General features: G+C 64.3%; 27 protein-coding genes. 16 read left to right on the top strand and 11 right to left on the bottom strand.

The window, feature by feature from the left end:
• Position 1: 1 nt before the first annotated feature.
• Positions 2-610, bottom strand: a complete 609-nt coding sequence (locus K323_RS0108975; RefSeq protein ID WP_022884951.1) for a dTDP-4-dehydrorhamnose 3,5-epimerase family protein — start codon at positions 608-610, stop codon at positions 2-4.
• A 129-nt stretch (positions 611-739) separates the two neighbouring features.
• On the opposite strand from K323_RS0108975, the gene K323_RS25145 reads away from it, so the two are divergent.
• Complete coding sequence (locus tag K323_RS25145; protein ID WP_022884950.1) at positions 740-1,141, top strand: helix-turn-helix transcriptional regulator; 402 nt, start codon at positions 740-742, stop codon at positions 1,139-1,141.
• A gap of 99 nt (positions 1,142-1,240) precedes the next feature.
• Here K323_RS25145 and K323_RS0108965 read toward each other — a convergent pair whose 3' ends face one another.
• From K323_RS0108965 to K323_RS25135, 7 genes are all read right to left on the bottom strand, one after another.
• Positions 1,241-1,558: a type II toxin-antitoxin system RelE/ParE family toxin gene (locus K323_RS0108965; protein WP_022884949.1), complete on the bottom strand. Its 318-nt coding sequence runs from the start codon at positions 1,556-1,558 to the stop codon at positions 1,241-1,243.
• On the bottom strand, positions 1,555-1,824 hold the full coding sequence (locus K323_RS0108960) for a ribbon-helix-helix domain-containing protein (RefSeq protein WP_022884948.1): 270 nt from the start codon (positions 1,822-1,824) through the stop codon (positions 1,555-1,557). The genes K323_RS0108965 and K323_RS0108960 overlap by 4 nt, the downstream gene beginning before the upstream one ends.
• Before the next feature lie 151 nt (positions 1,825-1,975).
• The gene (gene rffA / locus K323_RS0108955; protein WP_022884947.1) at positions 1,976-3,187 is read right to left on the bottom strand and encodes a dTDP-4-amino-4,6-dideoxygalactose transaminase; all 1,212 of its coding nucleotides are present in this window, start codon (positions 3,185-3,187) and stop codon (positions 1,976-1,978) included.
• A complete protein-coding gene (locus K323_RS25140) occupies positions 3,184-4,218 on the bottom strand; it encodes a glycosyltransferase family 2 protein (protein WP_022884946.1) in 1,035 nt (344 codons plus the stop codon). The genes rffA and K323_RS25140 overlap by 4 nt, the downstream gene beginning before the upstream one ends.
• Before the next feature lie 106 nt (positions 4,219-4,324).
• A complete protein-coding gene (locus K323_RS0108945; RefSeq protein ID WP_022884945.1) occupies positions 4,325-6,220 on the bottom strand; it encodes a hypothetical protein in 1,896 nt (631 codons plus the stop codon).
• Positions 6,217-7,056, bottom strand: coding sequence for a glycosyltransferase family 2 protein (locus tag K323_RS0108940; RefSeq protein ID WP_022884944.1), 840 nt, complete (start codon positions 7,054-7,056; stop codon positions 6,217-6,219). The genes K323_RS0108945 and K323_RS0108940 overlap by 4 nt, the downstream gene beginning before the upstream one ends.
• The gene (locus tag K323_RS25135; RefSeq protein ID WP_022884943.1) at positions 7,056-7,646 is read right to left on the bottom strand and encodes a GtrA family protein; all 591 of its coding nucleotides are present in this window, start codon (positions 7,644-7,646) and stop codon (positions 7,056-7,058) included. The genes K323_RS0108940 and K323_RS25135 overlap by 1 nt, the downstream gene beginning before the upstream one ends.
• Positions 7,647-7,667: 21 nt before the next feature.
• Here K323_RS25135 and K323_RS0108930 point away from each other — a divergent pair, with 21 nt between their 5' ends.
• Together K323_RS0108930 and rfbB are read left to right on the top strand one after the other, a co-directional pair.
• Positions 7,668-8,858 carry a Fic family protein gene (locus K323_RS0108930; protein WP_245570951.1) on the top strand — a complete coding sequence of 397 codons (1,191 nt, stop codon included), beginning with the start codon at positions 7,668-7,670 and terminating at the stop codon, positions 8,856-8,858.
• Positions 8,859-9,018: 160 nt separating this feature from the next.
• Positions 9,019-10,008 carry a dTDP-glucose 4,6-dehydratase gene (gene rfbB, locus K323_RS0108925; protein WP_026851450.1) on the top strand — a complete coding sequence of 330 codons (990 nt, stop codon included), beginning with the start codon at positions 9,019-9,021 and terminating at the stop codon, positions 10,006-10,008.
• A 13-nt stretch (positions 10,009-10,021) separates the two neighbouring features.
• Here the strand turns inward: rfbB and K323_RS0108920 are convergent, their stop codons facing one another.
• The 3 genes from K323_RS0108920 to K323_RS0108910 all read right to left on the bottom strand — a co-directional run bounded on the left by K323_RS0108920 (position 10,022) and on the right by K323_RS0108910 (position 11,491).
• On the bottom strand, positions 10,022-10,441 hold the full coding sequence (locus tag K323_RS0108920; RefSeq protein ID WP_022884940.1) for a hypothetical protein: 420 nt from the start codon (positions 10,439-10,441) through the stop codon (positions 10,022-10,024).
• Positions 10,442-10,610: 169 nt separating this feature from the next.
• Positions 10,611-10,940 carry a HepT-like ribonuclease domain-containing protein gene (locus K323_RS25130; RefSeq protein WP_022884939.1) on the bottom strand — a complete coding sequence of 110 codons (330 nt, stop codon included), beginning with the start codon at positions 10,938-10,940 and terminating at the stop codon, positions 10,611-10,613.
• Positions 10,941-11,020: 80 nt separating this feature from the next.
• Positions 11,021-11,491 (bottom strand): XRE family transcriptional regulator, encoded by a 471-nt coding sequence (locus tag K323_RS0108910; RefSeq protein WP_022884938.1) that lies wholly within the window; start codon positions 11,489-11,491, stop codon positions 11,021-11,023.
• 277 nt (positions 11,492-11,768) lie between these two features.
• Here K323_RS0108910 and K323_RS0108905 point away from each other — a divergent pair, with 277 nt between their 5' ends.
• The 13 genes from K323_RS0108905 to K323_RS0108845 all read left to right on the top strand — a co-directional run bounded on the left by K323_RS0108905 (position 11,769) and on the right by K323_RS0108845 (position 24,559).
• Positions 11,769-12,020, top strand: coding sequence for a type II toxin-antitoxin system Phd/YefM family antitoxin (locus tag K323_RS0108905; RefSeq protein ID WP_022884937.1), 252 nt, complete (start codon positions 11,769-11,771; stop codon positions 12,018-12,020).
• Entirely contained in the window at positions 12,017-12,418 is a 402-nt protein-coding gene (locus K323_RS0108900; protein ID WP_022884936.1) for a type II toxin-antitoxin system VapC family toxin, read from the top strand. The genes K323_RS0108905 and K323_RS0108900 overlap by 4 nt, the downstream gene beginning before the upstream one ends.
• Positions 12,419-12,472: 54 nt before the next feature.
• Positions 12,473-13,351 carry a dTDP-4-dehydrorhamnose reductase gene (gene rfbD, locus K323_RS0108895; RefSeq protein ID WP_026851448.1) on the top strand — a complete coding sequence of 293 codons (879 nt, stop codon included), beginning with the start codon at positions 12,473-12,475 and terminating at the stop codon, positions 13,349-13,351.
• Positions 13,348-14,490, top strand: a complete 1,143-nt coding sequence (locus tag K323_RS0108890) for a glycosyltransferase family 4 protein (protein ID WP_022884934.1) — start codon at positions 13,348-13,350, stop codon at positions 14,488-14,490. Before rfbD ends, K323_RS0108890 begins: the two co-directional genes overlap by 4 nt.
• A gap of 274 nt (positions 14,491-14,764) precedes the next feature.
• Complete coding sequence (locus K323_RS25125) at positions 14,765-16,069, top strand: ABC transporter substrate-binding protein (protein WP_169515631.1); 1,305 nt, start codon at positions 14,765-14,767, stop codon at positions 16,067-16,069.
• Between the two features lie 81 nt (positions 16,070-16,150).
• On the top strand, positions 16,151-17,083 hold the full coding sequence (locus K323_RS0108880; protein ID WP_022884932.1) for a carbohydrate ABC transporter permease: 933 nt from the start codon (positions 16,151-16,153) through the stop codon (positions 17,081-17,083).
• Positions 17,080-17,943 carry a carbohydrate ABC transporter permease gene (locus K323_RS0108875; protein ID WP_022884931.1) on the top strand — a complete coding sequence of 288 codons (864 nt, stop codon included), beginning with the start codon at positions 17,080-17,082 and terminating at the stop codon, positions 17,941-17,943. Before K323_RS0108880 ends, K323_RS0108875 begins: the two co-directional genes overlap by 4 nt.
• An 11-nt stretch (positions 17,944-17,954) precedes the next feature.
• Positions 17,955-18,692, top strand: coding sequence for a GntR family transcriptional regulator (locus K323_RS0108870; RefSeq protein ID WP_157509392.1), 738 nt, complete (start codon positions 17,955-17,957; stop codon positions 18,690-18,692).
• A complete protein-coding gene (locus K323_RS0108865) occupies positions 18,689-19,612 on the top strand; it encodes an ROK family protein (RefSeq protein WP_022884929.1) in 924 nt (307 codons plus the stop codon). The genes K323_RS0108870 and K323_RS0108865 overlap by 4 nt, the downstream gene beginning before the upstream one ends.
• Entirely contained in the window at positions 19,609-20,274 is a 666-nt protein-coding gene (locus K323_RS0108860) for an N-acetylmannosamine-6-phosphate 2-epimerase (protein ID WP_022884928.1), read from the top strand. Before K323_RS0108865 ends, K323_RS0108860 begins: the two co-directional genes overlap by 4 nt.
• Positions 20,275-20,392: 118 nt before the next feature.
• A complete protein-coding gene (locus K323_RS0108855; RefSeq protein WP_022884927.1) occupies positions 20,393-21,691 on the top strand; it encodes an alpha/beta hydrolase in 1,299 nt (432 codons plus the stop codon).
• A gap of 148 nt (positions 21,692-21,839) precedes the next feature.
• Positions 21,840-22,898, top strand: coding sequence for a LacI family DNA-binding transcriptional regulator (locus K323_RS0108850; RefSeq protein ID WP_022884926.1), 1,059 nt, complete (start codon positions 21,840-21,842; stop codon positions 22,896-22,898).
• Positions 22,895-24,559 (top strand): FAD-dependent oxidoreductase, encoded by a 1,665-nt coding sequence (locus K323_RS0108845; RefSeq protein ID WP_022884925.1) that lies wholly within the window; start codon positions 22,895-22,897, stop codon positions 24,557-24,559. Before K323_RS0108850 ends, K323_RS0108845 begins: the two co-directional genes overlap by 4 nt.
• Positions 24,560-24,578 lie beyond the last annotated feature (19 nt).

Raw genomic sequence — 24,578 nt, 5'->3', positions numbered from 1 at the left:
GCTACTTCCTGTTGTTGAGCGAGTCGTAATAGGCACGAGCGGCGTCCCAGGTGGGCAGCAAACCCGCCTCGGCGGCCTCGGCGAGGCCGGGTGCATCGGTGTCTTTCGGCGAGAGGATCAGCTCGCCGGCAGCGTCCGGAAACACCAGGGCGACGTCTTCGTCGACCGGGTTGATGCCATGCTCACGCGACGCGTTGAAGACATCCGTCACCAGGTAGCTCACTGTCGCGTCGTCGGTCAACGCCACAAACGCGTGACCGAGACCCTCCGCGATGTAAATCGCCTTGTGGTCGGTGTCGTCGAGAAGCACCGAATCCCACTTTCCGAACGTCGGCGATCCGACACGGATGTCGATGACGAAGTCGAGCACGGCGCCACGCGTTGTCGTGACGTACTTGGCCTGACTCGGCGGAACGTCGGCGAAGTGGATGCCGCGTACCACACCCCGCTTCGACACCGACGTGTTCGCCTGGCGGATGTCGAGCGAATGACCGATTGCCTCCTCGAGGCGGTCGAATCGGTACCACTCGAGAAAAACGCCCCGGTCGTCGCCGAATTGCTTCGGCGTGATCTCATAGGCGTCTGGGATGGAAAGCTCACGGATTTGCACGCCCCAAAGTCTACAGACTCGCCCGATGGGCACCTTGGGGTCAGCCGAGTGCGGGTGGTGGGACGGGGGAATGGAACGATTGCATTCCATTACCTATAGTGGAACGAATCCATTCCATCGGAGGCTGCCATGCTCACTTCGAACCCCGTCGACGTTGGCGCCGTCGTGCGTCAGAGACGAATTGACCTCAGCATGTCCCAGACGGAGCTCGCCGAGAAGATCGGAACCACCCGCCAATGGATGTCCCGGTTCGAGAAGGGCAACGCCGACGTCAGCCTGTCCCGCGCGCTCGCCATCCTCCGCGAACTCGATATGACCGTGGACTTGCGACCCAGAAGCCTGAAGACCAACACCCTGATCCCGGCGGACTCTCTGACGAGGATCAACAAGTCCATCGCTGCTTCGCTCCACTCCGCAGAGCTCACTGCACCACTCCGGGAGGCCCTCGAAGCGAATGCGGCCACCTTGACCGCCAGGCTGACCGATACACAGCACCAGCGCAGCGCCCCGATGCACTCCTACGAGGACTGAGATGGCGGAGATCCTCTCCGCATAAGAGTCTGGCCAAACTCTCGCCGTCGCTTGCTCCTCAGTCCGCGGAGGGTGGTGGTTGGCCGGGGTGTTGGCGTCCTAATCTCGCGTGGCTTCGGTATCGCGAAGGATCGTCTCGTAGTCTCGTCCACCGTAGAAGACACCGATGATCGCCACATTGCGGTCGAACACCGCGAACGCGATGACCGTCCGCTTCTTGTAGCTTGTCGTTCGAAGTCCCGGGCGGATATCGCTGCGGGCTGTTCCGCGGTATGGGAACTGAGCCAGGCCCTCGCAATAAGTGACGACCGCGTTTGTGTAACGAGTGGCGATCTCGGACGAAGCCACGGCGATGTATCGGTACAGCTCGGCGAGCTGGTCTTCCGCTTCAGGAGCGAATACGACTTTGTAGGTCACCGGTTCACAGCTTGCTCCTCCACGAGCCGATTCCTCACGTGTTCGACGGAAACCGCGCGGGTCGGGTCGTCGGCCAGGGCGTCGTAGGCCGCACTTACTTCGTCGCGAAGCCATGCCTCCACCGCCCGGTCACGGGCAAAAAGCACACGCAGGCCGTCGCGGACGGCCTCACTCTCGCTCGCGTATTCGCCCGCCTGCACTCGGGCGCGCAGCGAATCAGCCATGTCGTTGGGGAGAGTAATGCTCAGTTGTCGTGTGGTCCGCATGATCAACCTCCGGTAGTCGATGGGACTAAATCCTACTCCCGTGTAATGAAGACAAACCGATCAACTTCGAAGGTTCGGTCGGTTTCGAGATGCGTCATCGTTCCTCAGCCGCTCCTCAACGGAGCTGAGGAGGGTCTCGACCTGCGAGGGATCAGCCGAGGGCTCGGAAAGAAGTCACACCGTCGACGACACGTTCGAGTTGCTCGTCGCTGAGGCCGGCCCAGAGCGGCAGGCGCACCAGCCGCCGGGAGAACGACTCCGTCACCGGCAACGGACGCAGCGTTCGACCGAACTTCTGGCCCGCCGGGCTGGAGTCGAGCGGCACATAGTGGAACGGTGCGCTGATGCCCTGCGCACGCAGATGCGCGATCAACTCGACCTGGTCGTCATGCGTGGGCATCGACAGGTAGAACAGGTGCGCCGTGTGGTCCCGATCATCCGGCACGCTCATCAGCCGCACCCGCTGTTGGTCGGCCCAATCGCCGAGCTCGGCCGCGTAGGTGTCCCAGATGTGGTGACGCAGCGCCTGGATCTCTTCGAACTGCTCCAGCTGCGAATCGAGAACCGCGGCGTTCAACTCGCTCAGCAGATAACTCGATCCCTGGTCATTCCAGGTGTACTTGTCGACCTGCCCGCGCAGGAACCGCGAACGGTCTGTGCCCTTCTCGCGCACGATCTCCGCGCGCTCCATCATCCCTGGGTCATTCACCAGAATGGCGCCGCCCTCACCGCAGTGCACGTTCTTGGTGTCGTGGAAGCTCTGGGTTCCGAAGGTGCCCATCGTGCCGAGCGATCGGCCGCGGTAGGTGCCGCCCAAGCCATGCGCATTGTCTTCGATTACGGGAAGTCCGGCTTCCTTTGCAATGGACAGGATGTCGTCCATCTCGGCGGCCACCCCGCCATAGTGCACGACCGAGAGCGCCTTCGTCTTCGGGCCGATGGCCTCAGCCAACTGGCCTACGTCGACATTGCCATGCGCTTCGTCGATGTCGACGAACACCGGCACCGCTCCACGCGACACGATCGCGGCAGCCGCCGACGAGAACGTGAAACTCGGGATGACCACCTCGTCACCCGGCTTCAGATCGAGCAGGATGCTCGCCATCTCGAGAGCGTGCGTGCACGACGTCGTGAGCAGGGCATCCGTCGCCCCCGTGATGGCCTTGACCTTGGCCGTAGCGGATGCCGTGAACGCGCCATCGCCGTGCACATGATCGGAATTCAAAACGGTGCCGAGGTTCTCGAGCTCCCGTCGCGACCGGAACGGACGACTGAAGACGACGGGGGTCGGAGGCACGCCCAAGTATGGCACGGTGGGCGAATCTGCTGCCGGAGTCTCGACGGGCGTCTCGATCTGGGTCACAGGCGCATCCCCTCGGCGTGGGCCGGCAGGTGCAGGGCAGACGGCTGCGCGGTACCGGGCGGATCCACGACCACATAGAGTGGGCGCCCCATCGCAACGTTCTGCACCGCGCCCAGATATTCGGCGATGATGCCGAGAGCGATGAGGATGGCACCCGAACAGAGCAGCACGATCACCATGAGCGACGGCCAGCCTTGCGGCTCCGGCACGTTGCCGCTCGCGTAGGCGATGACGATGTAGACGGCGATGACCAGGCCGATCAAGGCGATCAAGGCACCGGCCACACTCACCAGCCGCAGCCCTCTGGTGCCGCTGGTGACGACGAGCCGCCAAAAGTAGGCGAGGAGCGCACGAAGCGAGTAGGTCGACGGGCGGCCGGCATCCGACCGGAGTTCCGTCGGGGCGGTGGCGATGTTGGTGGTCACCCACGACAGCGCGACGTCGAGGTAGACGCCGGGAGCGGCGAAACTCGTGAGCTGACGGGCCATGTCTCCGCGCACGAGTCGGAAACTCTGGAAACGGGAGGAGTCTGGCGTGCCGAACACGGCCCCGAGCATCCGTTTCGCCGTTCGGGAGGCAATGCTGCGCAGGAAGCCATGCGGGCGCTCATTGGTGAAATTCGCGTAGACGACGCCCGCCCTGGTGGCGAGCCCGACATCGAGGAACTTGCCGATGTCGGCCGGGTCGTGCTGGCCGTCTTCGTCCATGGTCACGATCCAGGTGCCGGTGGACTCCGCCATGCCGGCAAGCGTTGCGGCATGCTGCCCGAAGTTGCGGCTCAGCCAGACGACGTTGACGACGGGATGCGCTTCGCTGAGTTCGAGGATGACCGCGTCAGAACCGTCAGGGCCGTCGTCGTGGACGATTATCACCTCGGAGACGATGAACTCGGCGCCGGCAGGGGTGAGCGTCGGCACAGTGAGCGGAAGGAGCTCTTCGACGACACTGCGGAGGGTGAGCTCGCCGCGATAAACGGGAATGACGACAGAGAGAGCGTATGGAGGGCTGTCTTCGCTTCCGCTGCGTTCCACGACTGGCAGCTTATCGCTGTCAGTGCGGGCCGTGTCTAGTGCGCGCGGCGAGTGGCATACACAACGTCCCGAATGGGGGGCGAGCTCAACAACAGGGCACGGCGGTCTAACGGAGGGGCAGGAAGGTGAAGCGGGAGTCGTCGGAGGTGACGGCATCCGTCTTCGTGACCGCGGCGAGCGCGTCAACGGTCGCCTGCGCCTGGTCTGCATAAGCGGCACGGTCGATCACCACACCGCAGGCGCCCTCCTCGGTGATCGCATCGACGAAATCGTGCGGCGGCAAGGCCGCGATGTCACCGAGACGGTCGATCTCGGGTCTCCCCTTGATGCCCCCACCAGTCCAGTGCAATGTGTCGGAATGCAGGAACAGGCGCAGTTGAGCGGTGTCGAAGACACCGTTCACCGGTGGCGACTCTGGGAACGCGATGTACGGCAGCTGGAAGATCAGGCAGTCGGGGTCCACGTCCGTCTCGATCACCTCAGCGAACGCCTGGTCTGACGCGTACTTGGCCTCGCGCTGCGCGACGGCGTCATGATTCACCGGCGGCACCTGGTCCCAGACCGCCACGGCGATCAGAAGCACCGCAACCGGTGCGCTGACAAGCCACGCCCTTTTGCTTGCTGCCGCGATCGACTGGTCTCGCAGGATGCGCCGCACCAACAGGTCGAGCAGGATGCCGACGGCCGCCAGACACAGCAGCGCAACGAAGATCGCCAGGCGATTCCACGCCCGAATGGGGAACGACACGAACGACAGCAGGGTCGAGAGACTGCCGACCGTGCCGAACAGCAACGCGATGAGAGTCAGGCCGGCCAAGACCGAGAGCGTGCGCACCGCGACCGCGTTGGTGCGCCATCCGTTGCGGGCCGGACGGGCACCGAGCTGCCCGGCGCTCAGCAGGAAGAGCACCGCCAGCACGCAGAGAGCGACGAATCCGGATGCCGCGATCAGCCCGAGTGCTGGATGCTCGGACGGCAGTGGATAGAACTGGTCATACAGCGACCGCAGCTCGCGGAATGGCCCGAATCGGTGCTGAGGCATCGGCAACAGCAGTTGCGCGATCTTGAACGAGTAGTGCTCCGCCTCGGGTGGACTGCGCAGGAACACCGCAGCGTTGGTGCCGTTCTGCAGTCGGTAGAGCAGATCGGGCAGCATGTTCAGCAGCACCGCCGCTACCACGATCAGCCCACTGCCGGCCGCACCGAGGAACCGTGGCCACAGGCGCATCCGCCAGAACGCGGCGATGCCGGCGATGGCCAGGAGCAGCAGGAAGAAGATCGAATAGTAGCTCGACGCGGTGCCGAGCAGCAGGCAGATGGCGAGCACACCGGCGTTCTGCCAGGTCAGGATGCGCACGTACCAACGGCCTGCGGCGCGCATCCGCCAGATCGGTCGCCCAGCTCCCACCAGGTAGACGAGCCCGAGCGCGAGCGGAACGACGTAGTACGACGCCAGGAACAGATGCCCCTCACCCTTGACGAAGTGATACGGAGCGAGCGCGTACACCACGGCGAGCGCCACCGACAGGATGCGCGAGACCCCGACCAGGCGCAGAAACCACACGGCGGCCATCGCCGCCAGGGGGAACCCGAGCAGAAAGTACAGGTTCATCACAAAACCGAAGTCGTGACTGAACACGCTGAGCACGAGCGCGGCGAAGAAATGCAGGTTGTCTGCGGTCGGATAGTCGTTGTAGTGCTGCCCGAATGGTGCGCCGAGCAGCGGCTGCGACTCGTACCAGCCGGTCTCGATCACGGTTTTGAAGTGCGACGCCACCGCGAGGGCATCGCCGTTGAAGTAGAGCGGAACCCGCCAGTCGATCGAGCCGAGATCCCTGGCGAACCACACGGTGATGAGGCTGAGCAGCGCTGCCGCCGCGTAGAGGATCCAGCTGGCGCGGAGCAGGCGAGGGCGAGTGGTTGACCCGTCGGATTCTGTCGAGACAGCAGTGACGGATTCAGCGGCGACGGATGCCGGGGTCACGGATACCGGTGCGCTCACGCGGCTGCACGCATCCGTTTGCCGTTCACCAGGTAATAGCCCCGACGGGCGAGTGCCATCGCCTCTGCCTTGCGGTTGCCCCACCAGACGTCGGCGGCGCTGATGTCGTTCGGTGCCTGTTCGCGGCACCAGCGGTGGTAGGCCTTCGCCTGGCTCGCCTGGTCGTTCACGAGTGCGACGCTCCACTGTGCGGAGTTGACCCGGAAGGCCGCGTAGGCGTGGTCGACCGGGAGGTAGTCGCCGCGGAACAGCACGCGGGAGTAGCTGGTCTGGTCGATGAGGTAGGGGAACTGGCCGTCCCAGCCGCCGGCCGCCTCGAGCGTCTCCCGCCGCATGGTGACGCATCCGGGTTCGCCGAAGACGTTGGTGCCGCGACGGATGGTGGTGCGCACGACGTCGACACCGGGCTGGCGAGTGCGTTTGACACCCTGCAGGCCGCGCTTCCGGATGGTGACGCCGCCGCGAGCGTCGATGATGTCGCGCGGGGAGGAGACGAGCACAACCCCTGGGTTGGCGTCGAGGGCAGCGATATGTGCGGCGAGCGCGCCCGGGTAGAGGAGGTCATCGCCCGGGAGCAGTTTCAGATATTCGCCGGTCGCGGCTTCGGAGACCCGGCGCCAGTTCGCGGGCGCTCCCCCGCCGCTCGGCGTGGTGAGGAGAGTGACCCGCGGGTCGTCGGCGAAGGTGTGCAGCAGCGACCAGGTGCTGTCGGTTGAGCTGTGGTCGGCGACGATCAGCTCGAAGTCGGCATCGTGCTGGCTGAGCACGGATCGCACCGCGTCTTCGATGAAGTCTTCGTTGTTGAAGGCCGGGATGACGACGGAGAGGCGGGGCATCAGGTGTCTCCGGGTTTCTGAGGCGGGCGGCCATCGTCGTGTTCATGGTTCGGGTCGTGTTCGTGGTTCTCGAGTGCCGCAGCGGCAGCTCCGGGGTCGAGCATGAGGTCTTCCGGCCCGGGCTCACTCTCGGCCGGGGTGCGCCGAAAAGAGAAGCTGCGGTGACCGAAGTAGCTGATCAGGGTGGTCACGATCAGGATGGAGAACTGGGCGAGGATGCGGTTCCAGCCGAAGCTGACCAGGATCGGCAGGATGATCGCGTTGATGATGATCGAGACCAGGTAGACGCTCTCGAACCTGGCCAGGTCGCGTAGCACGTGGCCGCGCACTTTGAACACGAAGGCGCGGTACATCACGAAGGCGAAGAGCACGCCGAGCACGTGGGCGCAGGCCAGAACGGCGAGCGAGCCCACGACCGGGTTGACGGCGGCGTCGAGCCAGGTGCCGATGGTCAGGTCGAAGGCGATGAAGAGAAGGAACCCAACGCCGGTGTTGGCGGCCCCGACGAGGAGGAACGCGATGCGCTGGTCCCTGATCAGGCGGAGGAGGATTCCCGGCGCCGCGTCCTGGGCGTCGCCGGCGTTGTCCACGGGCATCACTCTAGCGATCAGGTGATCTCGACGTCTGGGTCACACGCTGACGCGATCGGCCAGCGTCTTGCGACACATCGTGAGTGCCGTCATCCAATAAACACCATAAACATGCTATTTTGTTCTGAAATTAGTATGTTTATGCCATTAATTGGAGACACGATGCGTTCGTTCGCTGATGTCGATTCACTCGTCGGGCTGGTGCCCTTCACCATCGTCAGCGATCTGCGGGTCATCGACACGGGCCGCGGAAGTGAGGCGCTGTTTCAAGACAAACTTCCACACCTGCTCACGACTCTTGCTGATCGTGCACGGGTGGCGAGTATCGAGGCGTCCTCCGCGATCGAGGGCGTGTTCGTAGAAGACCGTGCACGCGCCGCAGCGATCCTCGCAGGAAGTATCGAGCAGCTTCGCAATCGAAGCGAACAGGAACTCGCCGGATACCGTGCGGCGTTGGATTATCTCTATCAACAGCCCTGGCGCCCGTTGAATGCTGGATTGCTGCTGCACCTTCACCGACTGCTGTTCGCCTACACAGAGGCATCCGGTGGAGAGTTCAAGCAGGTGGATAACCTCGTGATCGACCGGCTTCCGGACGGAACGGCCGTCAAACGATTCACGCCAGTATCAGCGGGACAGTCTCCCCACCACGGGGAGGAACTCATTGCTCGCTACCTACTCGCCCAGCAGTCTGGTCGACACCACCCGGTCATTCTTGTCGGCCTCTTCGCCTTGGATTTGCTGACGATCCATCCTTTTATCGACGGAAATGGGAGGATCACGCGGGCATTGACGAACGCTCTCCTGCAAGATGCCGGCTACGACGTCACCCGTTACGTGTCGTTGGAGACGCTGATCGCCTCTTCTTCGGATGCGTACTACGCGGCGTTGCTCTCGTCGACCGACGGTTGGCACCAGGGGGTGCATGACCCGTGGCCCTGGTTACGCTACTTCGTTGGACTCGTCCGCCGTTGTTATGAAGATTTCGCAACATTGACATCGGCTGCCCGTTCGAACGGGAACAAGCAGGATCGCGTGCGCGACTACGTACTCAATCACGCTCCGAAGGTGTTCCGCATCGCTGATATCAGATCGGCGCTTCCCGGCATCAGCGATCAGTCGATCCGTCTCGCCCTCGACAGCCTCAAAGTGGCCGGTCGTGTGGAGTCCGACTCCGTCGGGCGAGGGGCCACCTGGTCAAGACTTCCCTGACGCTCAGGAAGAGGCCGCGCGTACAACGCGCTCGAAGCAACCCGCCTTGGTTTCGCTGGGCCAGCAGAGTGTGATCAGGGAGCGTGCAGGGTCGGCACCGTTAGAATCGGGGATGGCCGAGGCACTGAGCCGCACCACTCACGAGGAGAAATCGCCACCCATGAGAATTCTTGTCACCGGCGGAGCCGGATTCATCGGATCCAACTTCGTTCGACGCACGCTGCAGGATGCGTATCCAGGGCTCGAGGGAGCAGAGGTCGTCGTTCTTGATGCGCTCACCTACTCCGGAAACCTGGCCAATCTCGCATCCGTCGCCGACTCACCCCGCTACACCTTCGTCAAGGGCGACATTCGTGACGGAGCACTGCTCGACCAGCTCTTCCCCACCGTCGACGCGGTCGTGCACTTCGCCGCCGAATCGCACGTCGACCGCTCGGTGCGCGACGCCTCGATCTTCGTTGAGACCAACGTGCTCGGCACCCAGCAGCTGCTCGACGCCGCGCTGCGCAACAACCTCAAGCGTTTTGTGCACGTCTCTACCGACGAGGTCTACGGCTCCATCGCCGAGGGCTCGTGGGACGAAGAGCGACCGCTCGAACCGAACTCCCCCTACTCGGCGTCGAAGGCTGGCAGCGACCTACTCGCCCGCAGCTACCACCGCACGCACGGCCTCAATGTGTCGATCACGCGCTGCTCGAACAACTATGGCCCGTACCACTTTCCAGAGAAGGTCATCCCGCTGTTCGTCACGAACCTCATCGATGACAAGCACGTCCCCCTCTATGGCGAGGGCAACAACATCCGCGATTGGCTGCACGTTGACGACCACACCCGTGGCATCGCGATGGTGCTGGTTGAGGGTCGCGCCGGTGAGATCTACAACATCGGCGGCGGCACCGAGCTGACCAACAAGGAGCTCACCCAGCTGCTGCTCGACGCCACCGGCAAGGACTGGTCATACGTCGACCGCGTCACCGACCGCCTTGGCCACGACCTGCGCTACTCGGTCGACATCTCCAAGATCCAGGCCGAGCTGGGCTACCGGCCGCAGGTTCCGTTCGAAGAAGGCCTCGCCGACGTTGTGCAGTGGTACCGCGACAACCGCGAGTGGTGGGAGCCACTGAAGGCACGCGCCGCGCTCGACGCGTAACACCGAAGGCTCGTCAGATCGTTGGGACGGGTACCTGATTCGCGAAGTACGCCCGCGCCGACTTTGTGAGCAGCAGCACAATCACCAGGATATTGATGGCGATGCCGATGATCGCAAAGGGAATATTGAATCCTGCATCCGCCCCGAACACGCTCAGGATGCCCGAGAACACTCCGAGCACCGACAGAATGATGACCACGATGCGCGCCCAGTTGCGGCCGTTCCGCATCGCGAACGCGACCAACAACAGGATGACGCTGAGCACGATGGTGACAATCGCTGCAGTGATCTGAGCCGCAAACATCGGTGCGGAGTCTCCGTCTCCGACGACCACGAAGCCGACCAAGGCAGTGAGCGCGGCGAATATGAGGTCAATGATCACCCCTATCAGCAGGAACCAGAACGCGGCGGTAACGGATGTGGGTCGATTCATGTCAGCTCTCATTCGGTGATGTCGTGACGGTGGTGACGTGCGCCCGCCCGTGTGAAACGCGCGATTTGCTCAACCTATCGGTGTCCGGCAGCTGCTGGATAGGCACAGAGCCAACCGAGAGTGGTGGGAGCGCTAAAGGCGCGCGCCGCGCTCGACGCATAGCACCTGGCTACGTAGCGAGAAGGAGCCTCACGAGTTCGGGGAGTTCCTTCGAGACGGCGACCCACACGATCTCGCGATCTGCGGCGAGATAGTCGTGAGCGAGGATGTTGCGTGTTCGCGTTATCCGCTTCCAGGGAATTTCTGGATGCGAATTCCGCAGCTCTTGAGGAAGCCGATTCTGTGCGAGATCGTCAAAGTTCACGATGAGATGAGAGCCGGCGAGATAGAGGATTTCGTCCTCCGGGTCGAGGAACGCAGCTTCACCGCGGTTCGCGATCTGATCGAGACTCACCAGGATGTGTTCCAACTCGTCGCGGACCGCTGGAAGCCGATCCATTACCTTTGTAGACGGGCCGGCCGCGCCGGTTTTTCGAGGCCTGGGGGCGAAGCGCTCCCGCGGGGAGCGCGACTGGTCGTTCACACGGGCACCGCCTCGGCGAGAACATGGCTGAAACGCGGGTTCTCTGCTTGCCTCTCCGTGATGATGTCGACATTGAAGCCGGTGAGCGCTTCGATTTCCAGGGCAAACGCGCTCAGGTCGAACAGCGAGACATTGGGAAGGGTTCTGACCAACAGGTCGATATCACTGGCCGGGGTGTCAGCGCCGGTCAGCGTTGATCCGAAAACTCGAACATCCTCGATGCCGTGAACCGCTGCAGCGGCGACAATGTCGTCAGCGTAAACAAAGAGCGCGATCGAGGGCCTGGTGTGGGCGGCACCGAGAATCTTGCGCAGAGTGTCGGGCGAGGGCGTGCGTCGACCGGTTTCATAGGCGGCAAGCGTCGGCTGGTGAATGCCGGACGCTGCAGCGAGCGCCGATTGCGTCATTCCGACGTCGCCGCGGGCTGCGCGGATGAGTTTCGCGGCTCGTGCTGGTGCTGGTGACATCGAGTGACTCCCGCCTATATACAGTGTCTATATTCTAGCTGCAGGCGAAGGAATCTCGAAGAGCGGGAACTGACCCGTGGGAGTTTCGAGACAACGGCTTCGTCCCTCAGCCGTTTCCTCAACCGGCGAGTTGATGCGGAGCACCCCCACTCGCTGATTGAGGAGCGAGCGCGAGCGAGCGTCTCGAAATCGGCTCGAGCAACACAACCCCGCGAGAGCGTTCTGCTGCGACGTTGGTTGATTGCTACGGCGTGCTACGAACGGCTACACTAGGGACATGAGCCTGGTACCGGTACGCGAACTCCGCAATCACACCGCGGATGTCATCGAGCGCGCCCGCAACGGCGAAGAGGTGACGATCACGTCGAACGGCGTGCCGGTGGCGACGCTCGTTCCGGTTCGAGCCAAGAAGAGGGCTTTCATAACCAAAGAAGAGTTCCTGGCTCTCGGCCCGGGCAAGCCCGACATGGAACCGCATCCGCACGACCTCTGGGATGACACGACCGACGACCTCGGACCCATTCAGTGAGCGTGCCCCGAGGTCTGCTCGACACCAGTGTGTTCATCGCTCTAGAGCAAGGCAGGCCCTTCGATGAATCGAAGCTTCCCTTGGAGCAGTTCGTGTCCTCTATCACCCACGGCGAACTGTACGCAGGCGTTCACGCCGCACAATCGCGAGAGACTCGCGCGATACGACTTGCCACGATCGAGTCTCTTGCCGGCGTCGTGACGCTTCCCGCCGACACAGCAGCTGCCGCCCATTGGGGCCGGCTGCGACAGGCGGTGAGTGAAGCCGGACGGAAGGCAAATGTCAACGACCTGTGGATCGCATCTATTGCACTCGCCCACTCGCTCCCGGTTGTCACTCAGGATGCAGACTTCGAGGTTCTGTCAGACTTAGGTGGTCCGGAAATCATCACCGTCTGAACCAGCATGGTTCGAACCGGGCACCGTTCGAACCAGCACCGTGTAGGGGAATACATGAAGTATCTGATCACCGGAGCATCCGGAATGCTCGGCCACGATCTGCAGGCTGTACTCGCCGACCGCTCGGCGACCGCCAGTTCCGTGACCTCCAATTCCGTGACCGCCCTCGCCCGTGCCGACCTCGACATCACGAACGCCAAGGCGGTTCAGGATGCCGTTGCCGGGCACGACGTGGTGATCAACGCGGCCGCGTACACCAAAGTCGACGATGCCGAATCCCACGAAGACGAGGCGTATGCCGTGAACGCGATCGGCGCGCAGAATCTCGCTGCCGCAGCATCCGGCGCCGGCGCCAAGCTGGTGCAGGTCTCGACCGACTACGTCTTCAACGGCTCAGCCACGACGCCCTATGCGGAGGGCGAGCCGTACGACCCGATCTCCGCCTACGGACGCACCAAGGCCGAGGGCGAGAAGCTGGCGATCGCCGCCCACCCGAGCGGCACCTTCGTCGTGCGCGCCGCGTGGCTCTACGGCGAGCACGGACCGAACTTCGCGAAGACCATGCTGAAACTGGCCGCGTCGAAAGACACCTGGGGCGTCGTCGACGACCAGCTGGGTCAGCCAACCTGGACCCACGACCTCGCCGAGCAGCTCGTGCGCCTCGTCGACTCAGACGCTCCAGCCGGCATCTACCACGGCACCAACTCAGGGCAAGCGACCTGGCTCGAGTTCGCCCGCGCGGTGCTGGTCACGCAGGGGCTCGACCCTGAGCGGATCACCCCCACCGACAGTTCGGCGTTCGTGCGGCCGGCACCGCGCCCGTCGTACTCCGTGCTCGGGCACGATGCCTGGGCCGCGGCCGGCCTGACGCCGATGCGCGACTGGCGCGAGGCACTCGATGCCGCGAATGCACAGGGTATCTTCGTCTCATGACCACCCTCCGCGTCGTCGTCGACCAGCTCGCAGCGCGTGTTCCAGGCGGCATCGGCCGTTACACCCGCGAACTCACGCAACAGCTCATCGTCACCGCCCCAGACGGCTGTGAGGTCGAAGGAATCGTCTCCGCGCATCCCGACGACACGTACGAACAGCTTGAACGGATGCTGCCGGGCCTTGCCCACCTCTACAAGGCACCGATCGGGCGACGTGAGCTGTCACGTGCCTGGCAGTACGGGCTGGGAATTCCGCTCGGTGGGGGCATGATCCACGCGCCCAGCCTGTTCGCTCCCCTGCGCAGGCACGACCGCGTCAACGACAACGAGCAGATCGCCGTGACCATCCACGATGTGGTGCCGTGGACGCATCCAGAGACCCTCACGCCCCACGGCGTCGCCTGGCACAAGGCAATGGTGAAGCGGGCGCGCAAGCACGCGGATGCCATCGTCGTGCCCACGCACGCCGTCGCAACGCAGCTCGCCGAGTACTACGACTTCGGCGACCGCGTGCGGGTGATCGGCGGGGCCGTCGGTTCTGGGCTGGTGCTGGGCGCGGAGGCGGACGTGCGCGAGCGCTCGGAACGCTTGGAGTTGCCGCCGGAGTACATTCTCACCGTCGGAACCCTCGAGCCGCGCAAGGGTTTGGCGTCGCTGATCGCCGGGCTGGCGCTGCCTGGCGCACCCGAACTGCCGCTGCTGGTCGTCGGCCCTCCCGGCTGGGGTGAACTCGATGTGCTGGCCGTCGCCGAGGAAGAGGGTCTCGAAGACGGCCGGGTGCGGGTGCTGGGGTTCCTCAGCGACGCCGACCTCGCGGTCGTGTTGTCGAAGGCGACCGTGTTTGTGTACCCGAGCCTTGCCGAGGGGTTCGGGTTGCCGATCATCGAGGCGTTCAACTTCGGCACGCCCGTCGTGCACTCAGACGACCCCGCGCTGCTCGAGGTGTCAGGTGGTTCGGGCGTGGCCGTCGAACGCGCGAACCAGAAGGAGTACCCGGCACGCCTGGCTGAGGCCATCGCATCCGTCGTCGGTGACACAGAGCGCTCACGCCGGCTTTCGCAATACGGGATCGACCGGGCGAACGCCTTCAGCTGGCGCGACTCGGCCGAGCGCGTCTGGCAGCTGCACGCCGACCTGTAGGGCTCGCACGCCGCTGTTGACGTTCCTGCAGGGACGTAAAGTGCTCGTCTGCCACCGGATTCAGAGCACTTAGTGACCCCTCGCACGATTGTTCGATGGGTCGAGCCGCTCCCGCTGGTCGAGCTTGTCGAGACCCAGCCAACTGCTGGACCGTACCAATTGTTCACTTTCTTCGATCGAATTCAAGAAACCCTTGACAACCCTAAATAATACATGACATCCTCTCTTCAACTGGTACAGACCACTTGGAGGAAAGATGCTCAAGCGTCAACTCATGGCAGGGACCGCCATCCTGGCGACAGCAGTGATGCTGGCTGGGTGCGCACCTGCCTCCGGCGGCACGGACGGCGACGGAACGGGAACCGTGAAGATGGTGTCATGGCCCGGCCCTGAAGGCGAGGCAATGGCCAAGGTCGTCGAGGCGTACAACGACGGCCAAGGCCAAGACGACGGCATCGAAGTCGAAATGGTCCTCCTGTCTCGCCAGGACACGTTCTCGAAGGAGACGGCGCTGATGGCGTCGAAGTCGAGCGATATGGACATCTACTGGACGGCCTCGTACAACGTCGGTCAGTTCGCGGCTTCCCTCGACCCGCTCGACGGAATCGACACCTCGAGCTATTTCCCCGTCGCCGTTGACGGACTCACTTACAAGGACGAATTGTTCGCCCTTCCCCTCGACGTCAGCAACCACTTCCTGCTCTATCGCCAGGACCTCATCGACGCGCTCCTGGCCGACCCGGCGTCAGTCGAGAAGTATCGCGAGATCAGCGCGGAAGTCCTCGGCACCGCGCGAGACCCGAAGGACCCGCAGACGTGGGATCTCGACGACTACAAGGCGATGGCCGCCTACTTCTCCCAGTCGGAGAACCCGGAGTCGCCGACGGAGTACGGCACGATCCTGCAGGCGAAGAACCTGCTGTACAACACCATGGTCTGGAACGACGTGCTCTGGGGTTACGGCGGCAACTGGGCAGAGGACGGCGAAGCGGCGCTGAACAGCGAAGCCGCGGAGAAGGCCGTGCAGCTCTATGCAGACATCTACACGAACAAGTGGACCTCGCCAGACAGCTCACAGGCCGAGTTCCCCGAAACCCAGGCCGCCCTGCAGTCTGGCAGTGCCGCATTTGCGATCCAGTGGTCCGCGGCCTTCGCGGCGCTCAACGACCCGGAGCAGTCTCCGGAGATCGCCGGGAAGATGGCGATCGCACCGGTGCCAGGTGGCCAGACGCACGTGCACGCCCTGTCGGTGTCGCTGAACAAGTACAGCAAGAACAAGGAAGCCGCGAAGACGTGGCTCTCCTACCTGGCGACACCGGATGCCATGACCCAGTACGCAGAGGCCGGCGGCATCCCCGCAATGCCAGACGTTCTCGAGGCCAACAAGGCCATCAACCCGGCATTTCCGCAGGTTTCGGAGAGCATTGCCGAATACGGATACTCCGAGCCGGTCTTCCCGAAGACCTTCCAGGCCTACAGCAAGCTCGCTGAAGACCTCAGCGGAGCGTGGGTCGGCCAGGTTCCCGCGAAGGAAGCCCTGGAGATCGCCAACAACAACCTCCAGGACCTGCTCGGCTGAGGCGCCTGAACCGTCGCGCCGGGAACGGGGCTCTCCCCGTTCCCGGCTCCCCTCAATATCCGTAGGAAGGTGAAGCCCTCCATGTCGACCTCACTCGACACACGCCCCGCACTCGGCACTCGCAAAAGAGCCGTCGCGGCCCGCAAACGAAGCAGAACCATTGCAGCAGGAGTGCTCAGCCTGCCGCTCATCGCCTTTGCCGCTGTTTTTGTCGTCTACCCACTCATCACCGGGTCGATGACGGCGTTCCAGGCCAGCACTCTGTTCGACCTCGCCGGAACCTTCAACGGCATCGACAACTTCACGTCACTGTTCACCAGCGACGGTTTCGCCAAGTCAGCCGGATTCACCGTGCTGTTCTCGGCGATCGTCGTCACGGTCGAGATGGTGCTCGGGTTCGGACTCGCCCTGCTGGTGAACCGCCGGTTCCCGGGCAAAAAGGTCTTCTTCACCATGATCCTGCTCCCGATCATGGTCGCACCGGCACTACTCGGCATCATGTTCCGGTTGTTGCTCAACGGCGACATCGGCGCGATCCCGGCACTCCTCCAAGGTCTCGGGATGAGCGTCTCGCTCTTCTCCCCCGACTCGGTGGTGCCGCTGCTCATCGTCCTCGACATCCTGCAGTGGACGCCGTTCACCTTCCTCATCATCTACGCGGGGCTCCAGTCGTTTCCGAGTGAGCTCCTCGAGGCATCCGCCGTCGATGGCGCGGGCTATTTCCGCTCCCTGTTCAGCGTAATCATGCCGGTTCTCACCCCCGTGCTGTTCGCTGCCTTCTTTCTGCGGGCGATCGACGCTCTGCGCACATTCGATGTGATCTACGTGCTGACCGCTGGAGGACCAGGCACCAGCACCACCACGCTGAGCATTTATATCTACAAGGCCGCGTTCGAATCCGGCGACTTCGGCAGGGCAGCGGCGGCCGCACTGATCATCCTCGTGTGTCTGATCCCGTTCGTGCCGTTCATCGTCAAACGCATCGCCTCGACCGGAATGGAGAAGACGAAATGACCGTGATCGAAGATCGCCCGGTGACCGTTCGGCGTCGCACGCCGAACCGTCGCCGCTGGCTGTTCACCGCCATCGTCGGCGCCATCGCCCTTCTGGTCAACGTGCCGCTGCTGAACGCGATCCTGGTGAGCTTCAAACCGGACGGCGAAATTGCCGCGAACCCACTCGGGCTGCCGACTGCACCGACCCTGGACCACTACGCAAACGTGCTGTACGCCTCTGGGTACGACTTCCCGCGGTTCTTCGCCAACTCTGCGATGATCGCACTCGGCACAGTGATCGTTGTTCTGGCCATCGCGGTTCCGGCGACCTATGCGATCGTGCGACTCGGTTTCGGCGGCCGCTGGATCATCAACAGTGCGTCTGGACTCCGGCTGCTCCCGGCAATCTTCTTCGTCGTGCCGTTCTTCCTCCTCTTCACGACCCTCGGGCTTCAGGACAGCATCCCCGGCCTCATCGCCGCGAACACCTTCCTCAACCTTCCGCTGGCCATCATCCTTCTCGCTGCCGGACTCAGGGATATCCCGAATGAAATCGAGGAGGCGGCATCCGTCGACGGCGCAAACGTGTACCGGACGCTGTGGGGTATCGTACTGCCGATCCTGGCGCCGACCATGGTGGCGGTGGCGGTGCTGGTCTTCATCTTCTCGTGGAACGACTATCTGTTCGCGCTGGTGTTGTCCACGTCGAATGCGACCCCGGTCACGCTCGGTGCGGCAAACTTCATTACAAGTACGGGAATTCGCTGGGGTGACATCTCCGCGGCATCCTTCCTGTCCACGCTGCCCCCACTGGTTTTCGCGGTCTTTGCCCAGCGATACCTTGTCAGTGGCCTCTCAGCTGGAGCGGTCAAGGGGTGAGCGTTCAAGCGATGAGCAGTCACGAGAAGGGGAACCAGCACATGGCGCACAAATACGAGACCGTTGCCGCCGGGATCCGCGCCACCATTGCAGAGTCGATGGCACCCCACGACGCGCTGCCCTCCGAGCGGGAGCTCATGGCGATCTACGGGGTCAGCCGCATGACTGTGCGGCAGGCGATCGCCAAACTCAGTGAAGAGGGCCGCGTGTACAACGTGCACGGCTCCGGCACCTACGTCGGTTCGACCGATCTCTTCTCGAAGAGCCCGAAGCTGACCTCGTTCACGGAAGACATGATGAGCCGGGGCTATTCGGCCTCCTCCCGCGTTCTCGCCGTATCGAGGGTTGAAGCGGATGATGTCGTCGCGCGGGCACTCGAACTGGTGGCGGGCTCGGAATGCACGCACATCCGGCGGCTCAGGCTCGCCGACGGCAACCCCATGGCCATCGAAGACGTCTACCTGCCAACGACGATCCTCGACATCGAACAGTTCAACCTCGGCGATTCGCTGTATGAACAACTCCGCACATCAGGCCACGAGGTGTACCGGGCGGAACAGGAGATCCAGGCGATCACCCTCAATGAGGAGCGGAGCAGGCTCCTTGAGGTTGAACCAGGAAGCGCCGCACTCTGCGTGTCCAGGGTGAGTTCGTCGCGCCGCGGACAGTTGATCGAGTACGCACGAACGATCTACCGCGCCGATCGATACACCTTCCAGCTCGCAGTGACCAGAGAAAACGACAGATGACAGACCTGGCCGTCGGTATCGACATCGGGGGAACCAAGACGGCGGTCGGGCTGGTCACTCGAACCGGGGAGGTCATCGCGCGACTCGACGCTCCCACTCCTGCCAATGAAGGAGGCGACAGTATCGTGTCTGCCGCCTCCTCCCTCGCTCACACTCTCCTGCACGGACGGACCGTCATCGGGGTCGGCGTTGGCGCTGCCGGAGTGATTGACTCCGTTGCGCGCCGAGTCGTCTCAGCGACCGGCAGCCTCAGCAACTGGGCAGGAACCGACCTCGGCAGGGCGTTCGAGGCGGCCCTCGACCTCCCTGTTGTTGTACAGAACGACGTTCACGCCCATGCCGCCGGTGAGGCCTTCGTCGGCGCGGGACGGGGACACGGCACCGTTCTGGTGGCTGCCGTCGGCACCGGCATCGGCGGGGCCGTCGTCGTCGACGGACAACCGCAGTTCGGCGCCCACGGCGTCGCCGGCCACCTCGGCCATCTGCCTGCAGAAGAAGCTGCAGGCATCCTCTGCCCCTGTGGCAGGGAGGGACACCTCGAAGCAATCGCGTCTGGCACCGCGCTTCACGAGCTCTACCTGCGCCTCGGCGGCGACGCCGACGTGCAGGATGCTCGCGAAGTCGTGCGTCGCACGGACAATGACCAGCGTGCCCGCACGGCGGTCGTCACGTCTGCACGCGCCCTTGGGCGGTGCCTCGGTGGGCTGGTGAACGTCATCGACCCCGACATCGTCATCATCGCGGGCGGCATGCGGCGCGCGGGCGCACTGTGGTGGTCATCGGTTGAGGAGGCAATGCGCACGACCGCGATGCCCCTGGTCGAGCGGGTTCCGCTCGTGGAAGCCTCACTCGGTGATGACGCCGCCATCATCGGAGCGGCGCGAGGAGCCTTCGAATCACTGGAGGCGGTGAACCAGTGATCGCGTCATTCCGAGGCCGCCTCGTCGTCTCGTGCCAGGCCTATCCAGGGGAGCCGCTTCGCGATCCCCGCGCCATGGCCCTCATCGCCCAGTCGGCCGTCGCCGGCGGTGCCGTCGCGATCCGCGCGCAGGGACTCGACGACATCCGTTTGATCAGCCAGTCGGTCGACGTGCCGCAGATCGGCCTCTGGAAGGTGGGCGCGGACGGCGTCTTCATCACCCCCACCCTCGATCACGCGCTCGCGGTGATCGAGGCGGGAGCCCAGATCGTCGCGATCGACGGGACGCGGCGAGCGCGGCCGGATGGGCTGTCGCTCGAGGAGACGGTGCGACGCATCCATTCTGAGACCGGCGCGCTGGTGATGGCGGATGCCGGGAGCCTCGACGACGGGGTGGCTGCCGAAGATGCGGGGGCGGACATCGTGGGCACCACCCTGTCGGGCTACACCGGCGAGCGCCCCCGCACCGCCGGACCGGATCTCGAGTTGGTTCACCTGCTCGCGGGGCGGCTGAGCGTTCCGGTCTTCGCGGAAGGGCGCATCCACTCACCGGACGAGGCGCGTGCCGCGCTCGATGCCGGGGCGTATTCCGTTGTCGTCGGGACGGCGATCACCCACCCCACGACGATCACCTCGTGGTTTGTGGAGGCGCTCGCGCGCTGACCGTGAAGAAACGCGGCCTCCGGACATCCGGTCGTGCAGCACCGAGTTGCACAGTCAACGAACGAAAACAGGACCTCAGTCGATAGCCAGCGCAGATCGCATCCGCTAGGTTGGGCACGTGCCAGACAGCCTGCTCAACGTGAACATCGTCACCGGGCCGGTCATCATCGCGTTCTTCGCGGTGAGCGCCGCAGCTCTGATCTACCTGCTCGCCCGGCGCCCGACACCGCGCTGGATCGTCACCGCGGCCATCGGGCTTCTCGGCGGCGCCGTGATCGGCCTCGCCACCCTCCTGGTCACCGTCGGGCTCCTCAACCTGTTCGGGAGCCCGCTCTCGCACGAGGCGAACGCCTGGATCATCGCCGCATTCGCCGCCATTGGCCTCGCGATCGTCAACCTTTGGAGGTCGCGCTGGTGGCGCAAGCTGATCGCCGTCGTCGGCATCCTGCTGTTCGGGATCACCGCCACCCTCGGAGTCAACGCCGCCTACGGACTCAACCCGACGCTCGGTTCCTTCCTGCACATCAACACCAGCCAGCCCATCGATCCGGGCAAGCCTCCGGCGACGCCCCCGCCCGCCAATGCCGGCCCGCTCTGGGAGACCTGGACTCCTCCGGCCGACATGCCGGCCGCGGGAAAGACCGGCACCGTGGACATCCCGGCCACGGCATCCGGATTCTCCGCCCGCGCCGCGGAACTCTACCTGCCTCCTGCGGCACAGGTCGACAACGCGCCGGCCCTGCCGTTCGTGCTGATGATGATGGGCCAGCCCGGAGACCCTGATGCCCAGTACATCGCCGCGATCCTCGACAAGTATGCCGCCGCGAATAAGGGCCTCGCCCCGATCGCACTTATCGTCGACCAGCTCGGCGACCCGGCAAACGACCCCCTCTGCCTCGATTCATCACGCGGCAATGTCGAGACCTACGTGATGACGGATGCCGTGGGCTGGGCGAAAGCGAACCTCAACATTCTTCCCGACCGCACCGAGTGGACGGTGGCTGGCTACTCGAACGGCGGTGAGTGCTCCGCCTACTTCGGCTCCAAGTACCCCGACGTCTGGGGCAATATCCTCGACATCTCGGGCGACGCGTATGCCGGTGCCGAAGACAGCGACCAGGTGCTGAAGGAGATCTTCGGCGGCGACCAGGCAGCATACGACGCGGTGAAGCCGGTCAACATCTTGGCGGCGGGCAGCTACCCGGACACCACGGCGATCTTCACGGTCGGCGCCGACGACGGCACGTTCCAGCCCGATGCCAAGGCGGTGTCGGATGCCGCGGCCGCAGCAGGCATGAACACCACCTACTACGAGGTGCCGGGAGGCGACCACGGGGTGAGCGCCCTCAACGGCGGACTCGACAAGGGCTTCGAGCTGCTCTATCCCCGCCTGGGCCTGTCGCAACCAGCATCCTGAACCGTGGCTTCCGGCTGTTGCGAACAGCGGGGCTACCGCACGGTCATCACTAATACGCATTAGCGATCGTTTTGCACTATGCTAATGCGTATTACCAGCCCAGCGCCAGCCCGGCGCCTGAGCTCCAGAGAAGTGAAGGCGACGTCCAATGACGAGTCCAACGCACGAGAAGATGACGCAACGCCGCGTCGCCGAACTCGCCGGCGTGAGCCAGGCCACCGTCTCCCTGGTGCTGAACGGCAAAGCCGACGCCGCGTCTCGCATTCCGGAGGAGACCCGCAACCGCGTACTCGAGATCATCGAGAAGACCACCTACGTGGCCGACCCCGCTGCCCGGCGCCTGGCCGGAATGGGCAACAAGATCCTCGGTGTGTTCACCTATGAACCGGCGTTCCCCAACGAGACCGCCGATTTCTACACACCACTGTTGACCGGCATCGAAGCCCGGTCCGAAGAACTCGGCTGCGACCTGCTGCTGTTCACGAGCGCGCCTGTCGAGAACGGGCGTCGTCAGATCTTCCACGGCAACAACCGACTCGGTCTGGCAGACGGATGCCTGCTGCTCGGTCTTGAGATGGATGCCGCAGAACTCAGCCGCCTGGTTGACAATAACTTCCCCTTCGTCGCCGTCGGCCGACGGGATGTTCCCGGCGTGCCGTACGTCGGTGCCGACTATGTGAGCGGCACCGCAGAGCTCACCCGCGCCGCACTCGCCGCCGGGCATGAACGCTTCTTCTACCTCCACGTCGACTCCGCAGCAGAATCGGTGGCGGACCGCCAGCTGGGCTTCCATACCGAATTGCAGAAGGCGGGAATCGAGAGCGTGCAACTGCGCGCCTGCACCGGCGACGACTACCTCGCCGACTGGAAGGCGATCACCACCGCCGATCCCACTGTGCTCTTCATCGAAGCGCCCCGCCATGCACTGGAGATCTACGAGCTGGCCAGGCAAGCGGGCGTACGTGTCCCGTCAGACCTGTCGATCGTTGTCCTGGGCGAGCCTTCCAGACCGAGCGCCCAGGCGATCGACTTCACCCGTCTCAGCCCGCCCCGCACCGAACTCGGTGCCGAGGCGGTCACCCTGCTCCGCCGCATCCTGTCTTCCGACGACGCGCCATCTGAATCCGAGAGCCGGATCCTGCTGGACTGCGTCGTCGAGTCCGGCACCACCCTCGCCCCACCCCGCAACGAAGGAAAGCACCTGTGACCCTGACCCCCGCCAGCACCATCGACGGTACAAGCAGCACGACCGAAGCCAGCACGACCGAAGCCAGCACCGAGATCCTCGTCGTCGGAGGCGGCCTCGGCGGCGTTTCCGCTGCGCTCGCCGCGCTCCGCGCCGGTCGCAGGGTGGTGCTCACCGAGCAGTACGAGTGGCTCGGCGGACAGCTGACCAGCCAGGCAGTGCCGCCAGACGAGCACACCTGGGTAGAGCAGTTCGGCGTCACAGCTTCGTACCGGGCGCTCCGCGACGGCATCCGTGACCACTATCGCGCCTGGTACCCGCTCACCACCGAAGCCCGCGCAATCCGTGCCCTGAACCCGGGCGCCGGGCTGGTCAGCCGGCTCTGTTCCGAGCCGAGGATCGCCGTCGCCGTCATCGACAACATGCTGGCGCCGTACCTGGCGACCGGACGCCTGCGCCTGGTCAAGCAGGTAGTCCCCGTCGACGCCCAAACGGATGGCGATCGAGTCACGTCCGTGACACTGCGTCACCTCGGCACGGGTGACACCCTGACCGTCACCGCAGACTACGTCATCGACGCCACCGAGACCGGCGACCTCCTTCCACTGACCGGCACCGAGTTCGTCACCGGAACCGAGTCCAAGGCCGAGACCGGCGAGCCGAGCGCGCCGGAGACCGGCGACCCCGACAACGTCCAGGCGCTGTCCTGGTGCTTCGTCGTCGATCACATCGAGGGCGAGAACCACGTCATCGACAAGCCACAGGACTACGACTTCTGGCGCGAGTACGAGCCGGAGTTCTGGGGCGCAAAGCTGCTCTCGCTGACCGGCCCCGACCCGCGCACCCTCGAAACGGTGACGCGCACGTTCACGCCGACCGTGGACGACGACCCGCTGACGCAGGTCGCAGACCAGCGTGCAGGCGGAGGTGACCGCGAACTCTGGATCTTCCGCCGCATCCTGGCCCGGAAGCTCTACACGCCCGGCCACTTCCCGAGCGACCTCGTGGTTGTCAACTGGCCGATGATCGATTACCTCGAAGGCAACATCATCGACAACCCGGATGCCGAGAAGCACCTGGAGGCCGCCCGGCAGTTGTCGCTGTCGTTCTTCTACTGGCTGCAGACCGAGGCTCCCCGCCCCGACGGTGGCACCGGCTGGCCAGGTCTCCGCCTGCGCGGCGACGTGACCGGAACCGAGCACGGACTGGCGATGGCTCCCTATGTTCGCGAATCGCGTCGCATCCGTGCCGAATACACGGTGGTGGAGGACGACCTCTCGATCGAAGTGCGCGGACACGGCTCCCCCGCCACCTACCCAGACACGGTCGGTGTTGGCATGTACCGCATCGACCTGCACCCCTCGACCAACGGCGACAACTATGTCGACGTGGCGAGCGCACCGTTCGAGATCCCACTCGGCGCGCTCATTCCCGTCCGTATGCAGAACGTGCTCCCGGCCGGGAAGAACATCGGCACCACCCACATCACCAATGGCGCCTTCCGGCTGCACCCGGTGGAGTGGAACATCGGCGAGGCGGTCGGCGCACTGGCCGCCTTCAGCCTGGATCGGAACACAGATCCGCGAACCGTTCGCAACACCCCCGCATTGCTCGAGCAGTTCCAAAGCCTGCTCGCCGCCGACGGCGTCGAACTGCACTGGCCAGACGTCACCGGCTACTAACCACACAGGTGTCGATCAC

This window comes from Glaciibacter superstes DSM 21135 (assembly GCF_000421145.1).
GTDB classification, from domain to species: Bacteria; Actinomycetota; Actinomycetes; order Actinomycetales; family Microbacteriaceae; genus Cryobacterium; species Cryobacterium superstes.
This window is presented reverse-complemented; position numbering and strand designations above follow the sequence as displayed.

What these genes read in the sequence shown, in the direction of transcription:
- K323_RS0108865 (WP_022884929.1), top strand. Translation starts at nt 18,689, where the DNA reads ATGACAGACCTGGCCGTCGGTATCGACATCGGGGGAACCAAGACGGCG.
- K323_RS25125 (WP_169515631.1), top strand. Translation starts at nt 14,765, where the DNA reads ATGGCAGGGACCGCCATCCTGGCGACAGCAGTGATGCTGGCTGGGTGC.
- K323_RS0108870 (WP_157509392.1), top strand. Translation starts at nt 17,955, where the DNA reads ATGAGCAGTCACGAGAAGGGGAACCAGCACATGGCGCACAAATACGAG.
- K323_RS0108880 (WP_022884932.1), top strand. Translation starts at nt 16,151, where the DNA reads ATGTCGACCTCACTCGACACACGCCCCGCACTCGGCACTCGCAAAAGA.
- K323_RS0108920 (WP_022884940.1), bottom strand. Translation starts at nt 10,441, where the DNA reads ATGAATCGACCCACATCCGTTACCGCCGCGTTCTGGTTCCTGCTGATA.
- K323_RS0108890 (WP_022884934.1), top strand. Translation starts at nt 13,348, where the DNA reads ATGACCACCCTCCGCGTCGTCGTCGACCAGCTCGCAGCGCGTGTTCCA.
- K323_RS0108875 (WP_022884931.1), top strand. Translation starts at nt 17,080, where the DNA reads ATGACCGTGATCGAAGATCGCCCGGTGACCGTTCGGCGTCGCACGCCG.
- K323_RS0108905 (WP_022884937.1), top strand. Translation starts at nt 11,769, where the DNA reads ATGAGCCTGGTACCGGTACGCGAACTCCGCAATCACACCGCGGATGTC.
- K323_RS0108850 (WP_022884926.1), top strand. Translation starts at nt 21,840, where the DNA reads ATGACGAGTCCAACGCACGAGAAGATGACGCAACGCCGCGTCGCCGAA.
- rfbD (WP_026851448.1), top strand. Translation starts at nt 12,473, where the DNA reads ATGAAGTATCTGATCACCGGAGCATCCGGAATGCTCGGCCACGATCTG.
- K323_RS25130 (WP_022884939.1), bottom strand. Translation starts at nt 10,940, where the DNA reads ATGGATCGGCTTCCAGCGGTCCGCGACGAGTTGGAACACATCCTGGTG.
- K323_RS0108960 (WP_022884948.1), bottom strand. Translation starts at nt 1,824, where the DNA reads ATGCGGACCACACGACAACTGAGCATTACTCTCCCCAACGACATGGCT.
- K323_RS0108910 (WP_022884938.1), bottom strand. Translation starts at nt 11,491, where the DNA reads ATGTCACCAGCACCAGCACGAGCCGCGAAACTCATCCGCGCAGCCCGC.
- rfbB (WP_026851450.1), top strand. Translation starts at nt 9,019, where the DNA reads ATGAGAATTCTTGTCACCGGCGGAGCCGGATTCATCGGATCCAACTTC.
- K323_RS25145 (WP_022884950.1), top strand. Translation starts at nt 740, where the DNA reads ATGCTCACTTCGAACCCCGTCGACGTTGGCGCCGTCGTGCGTCAGAGA.
- K323_RS0108940 (WP_022884944.1), bottom strand. Translation starts at nt 7,056, where the DNA reads ATGCCCCGCCTCTCCGTCGTCATCCCGGCCTTCAACAACGAAGACTTC.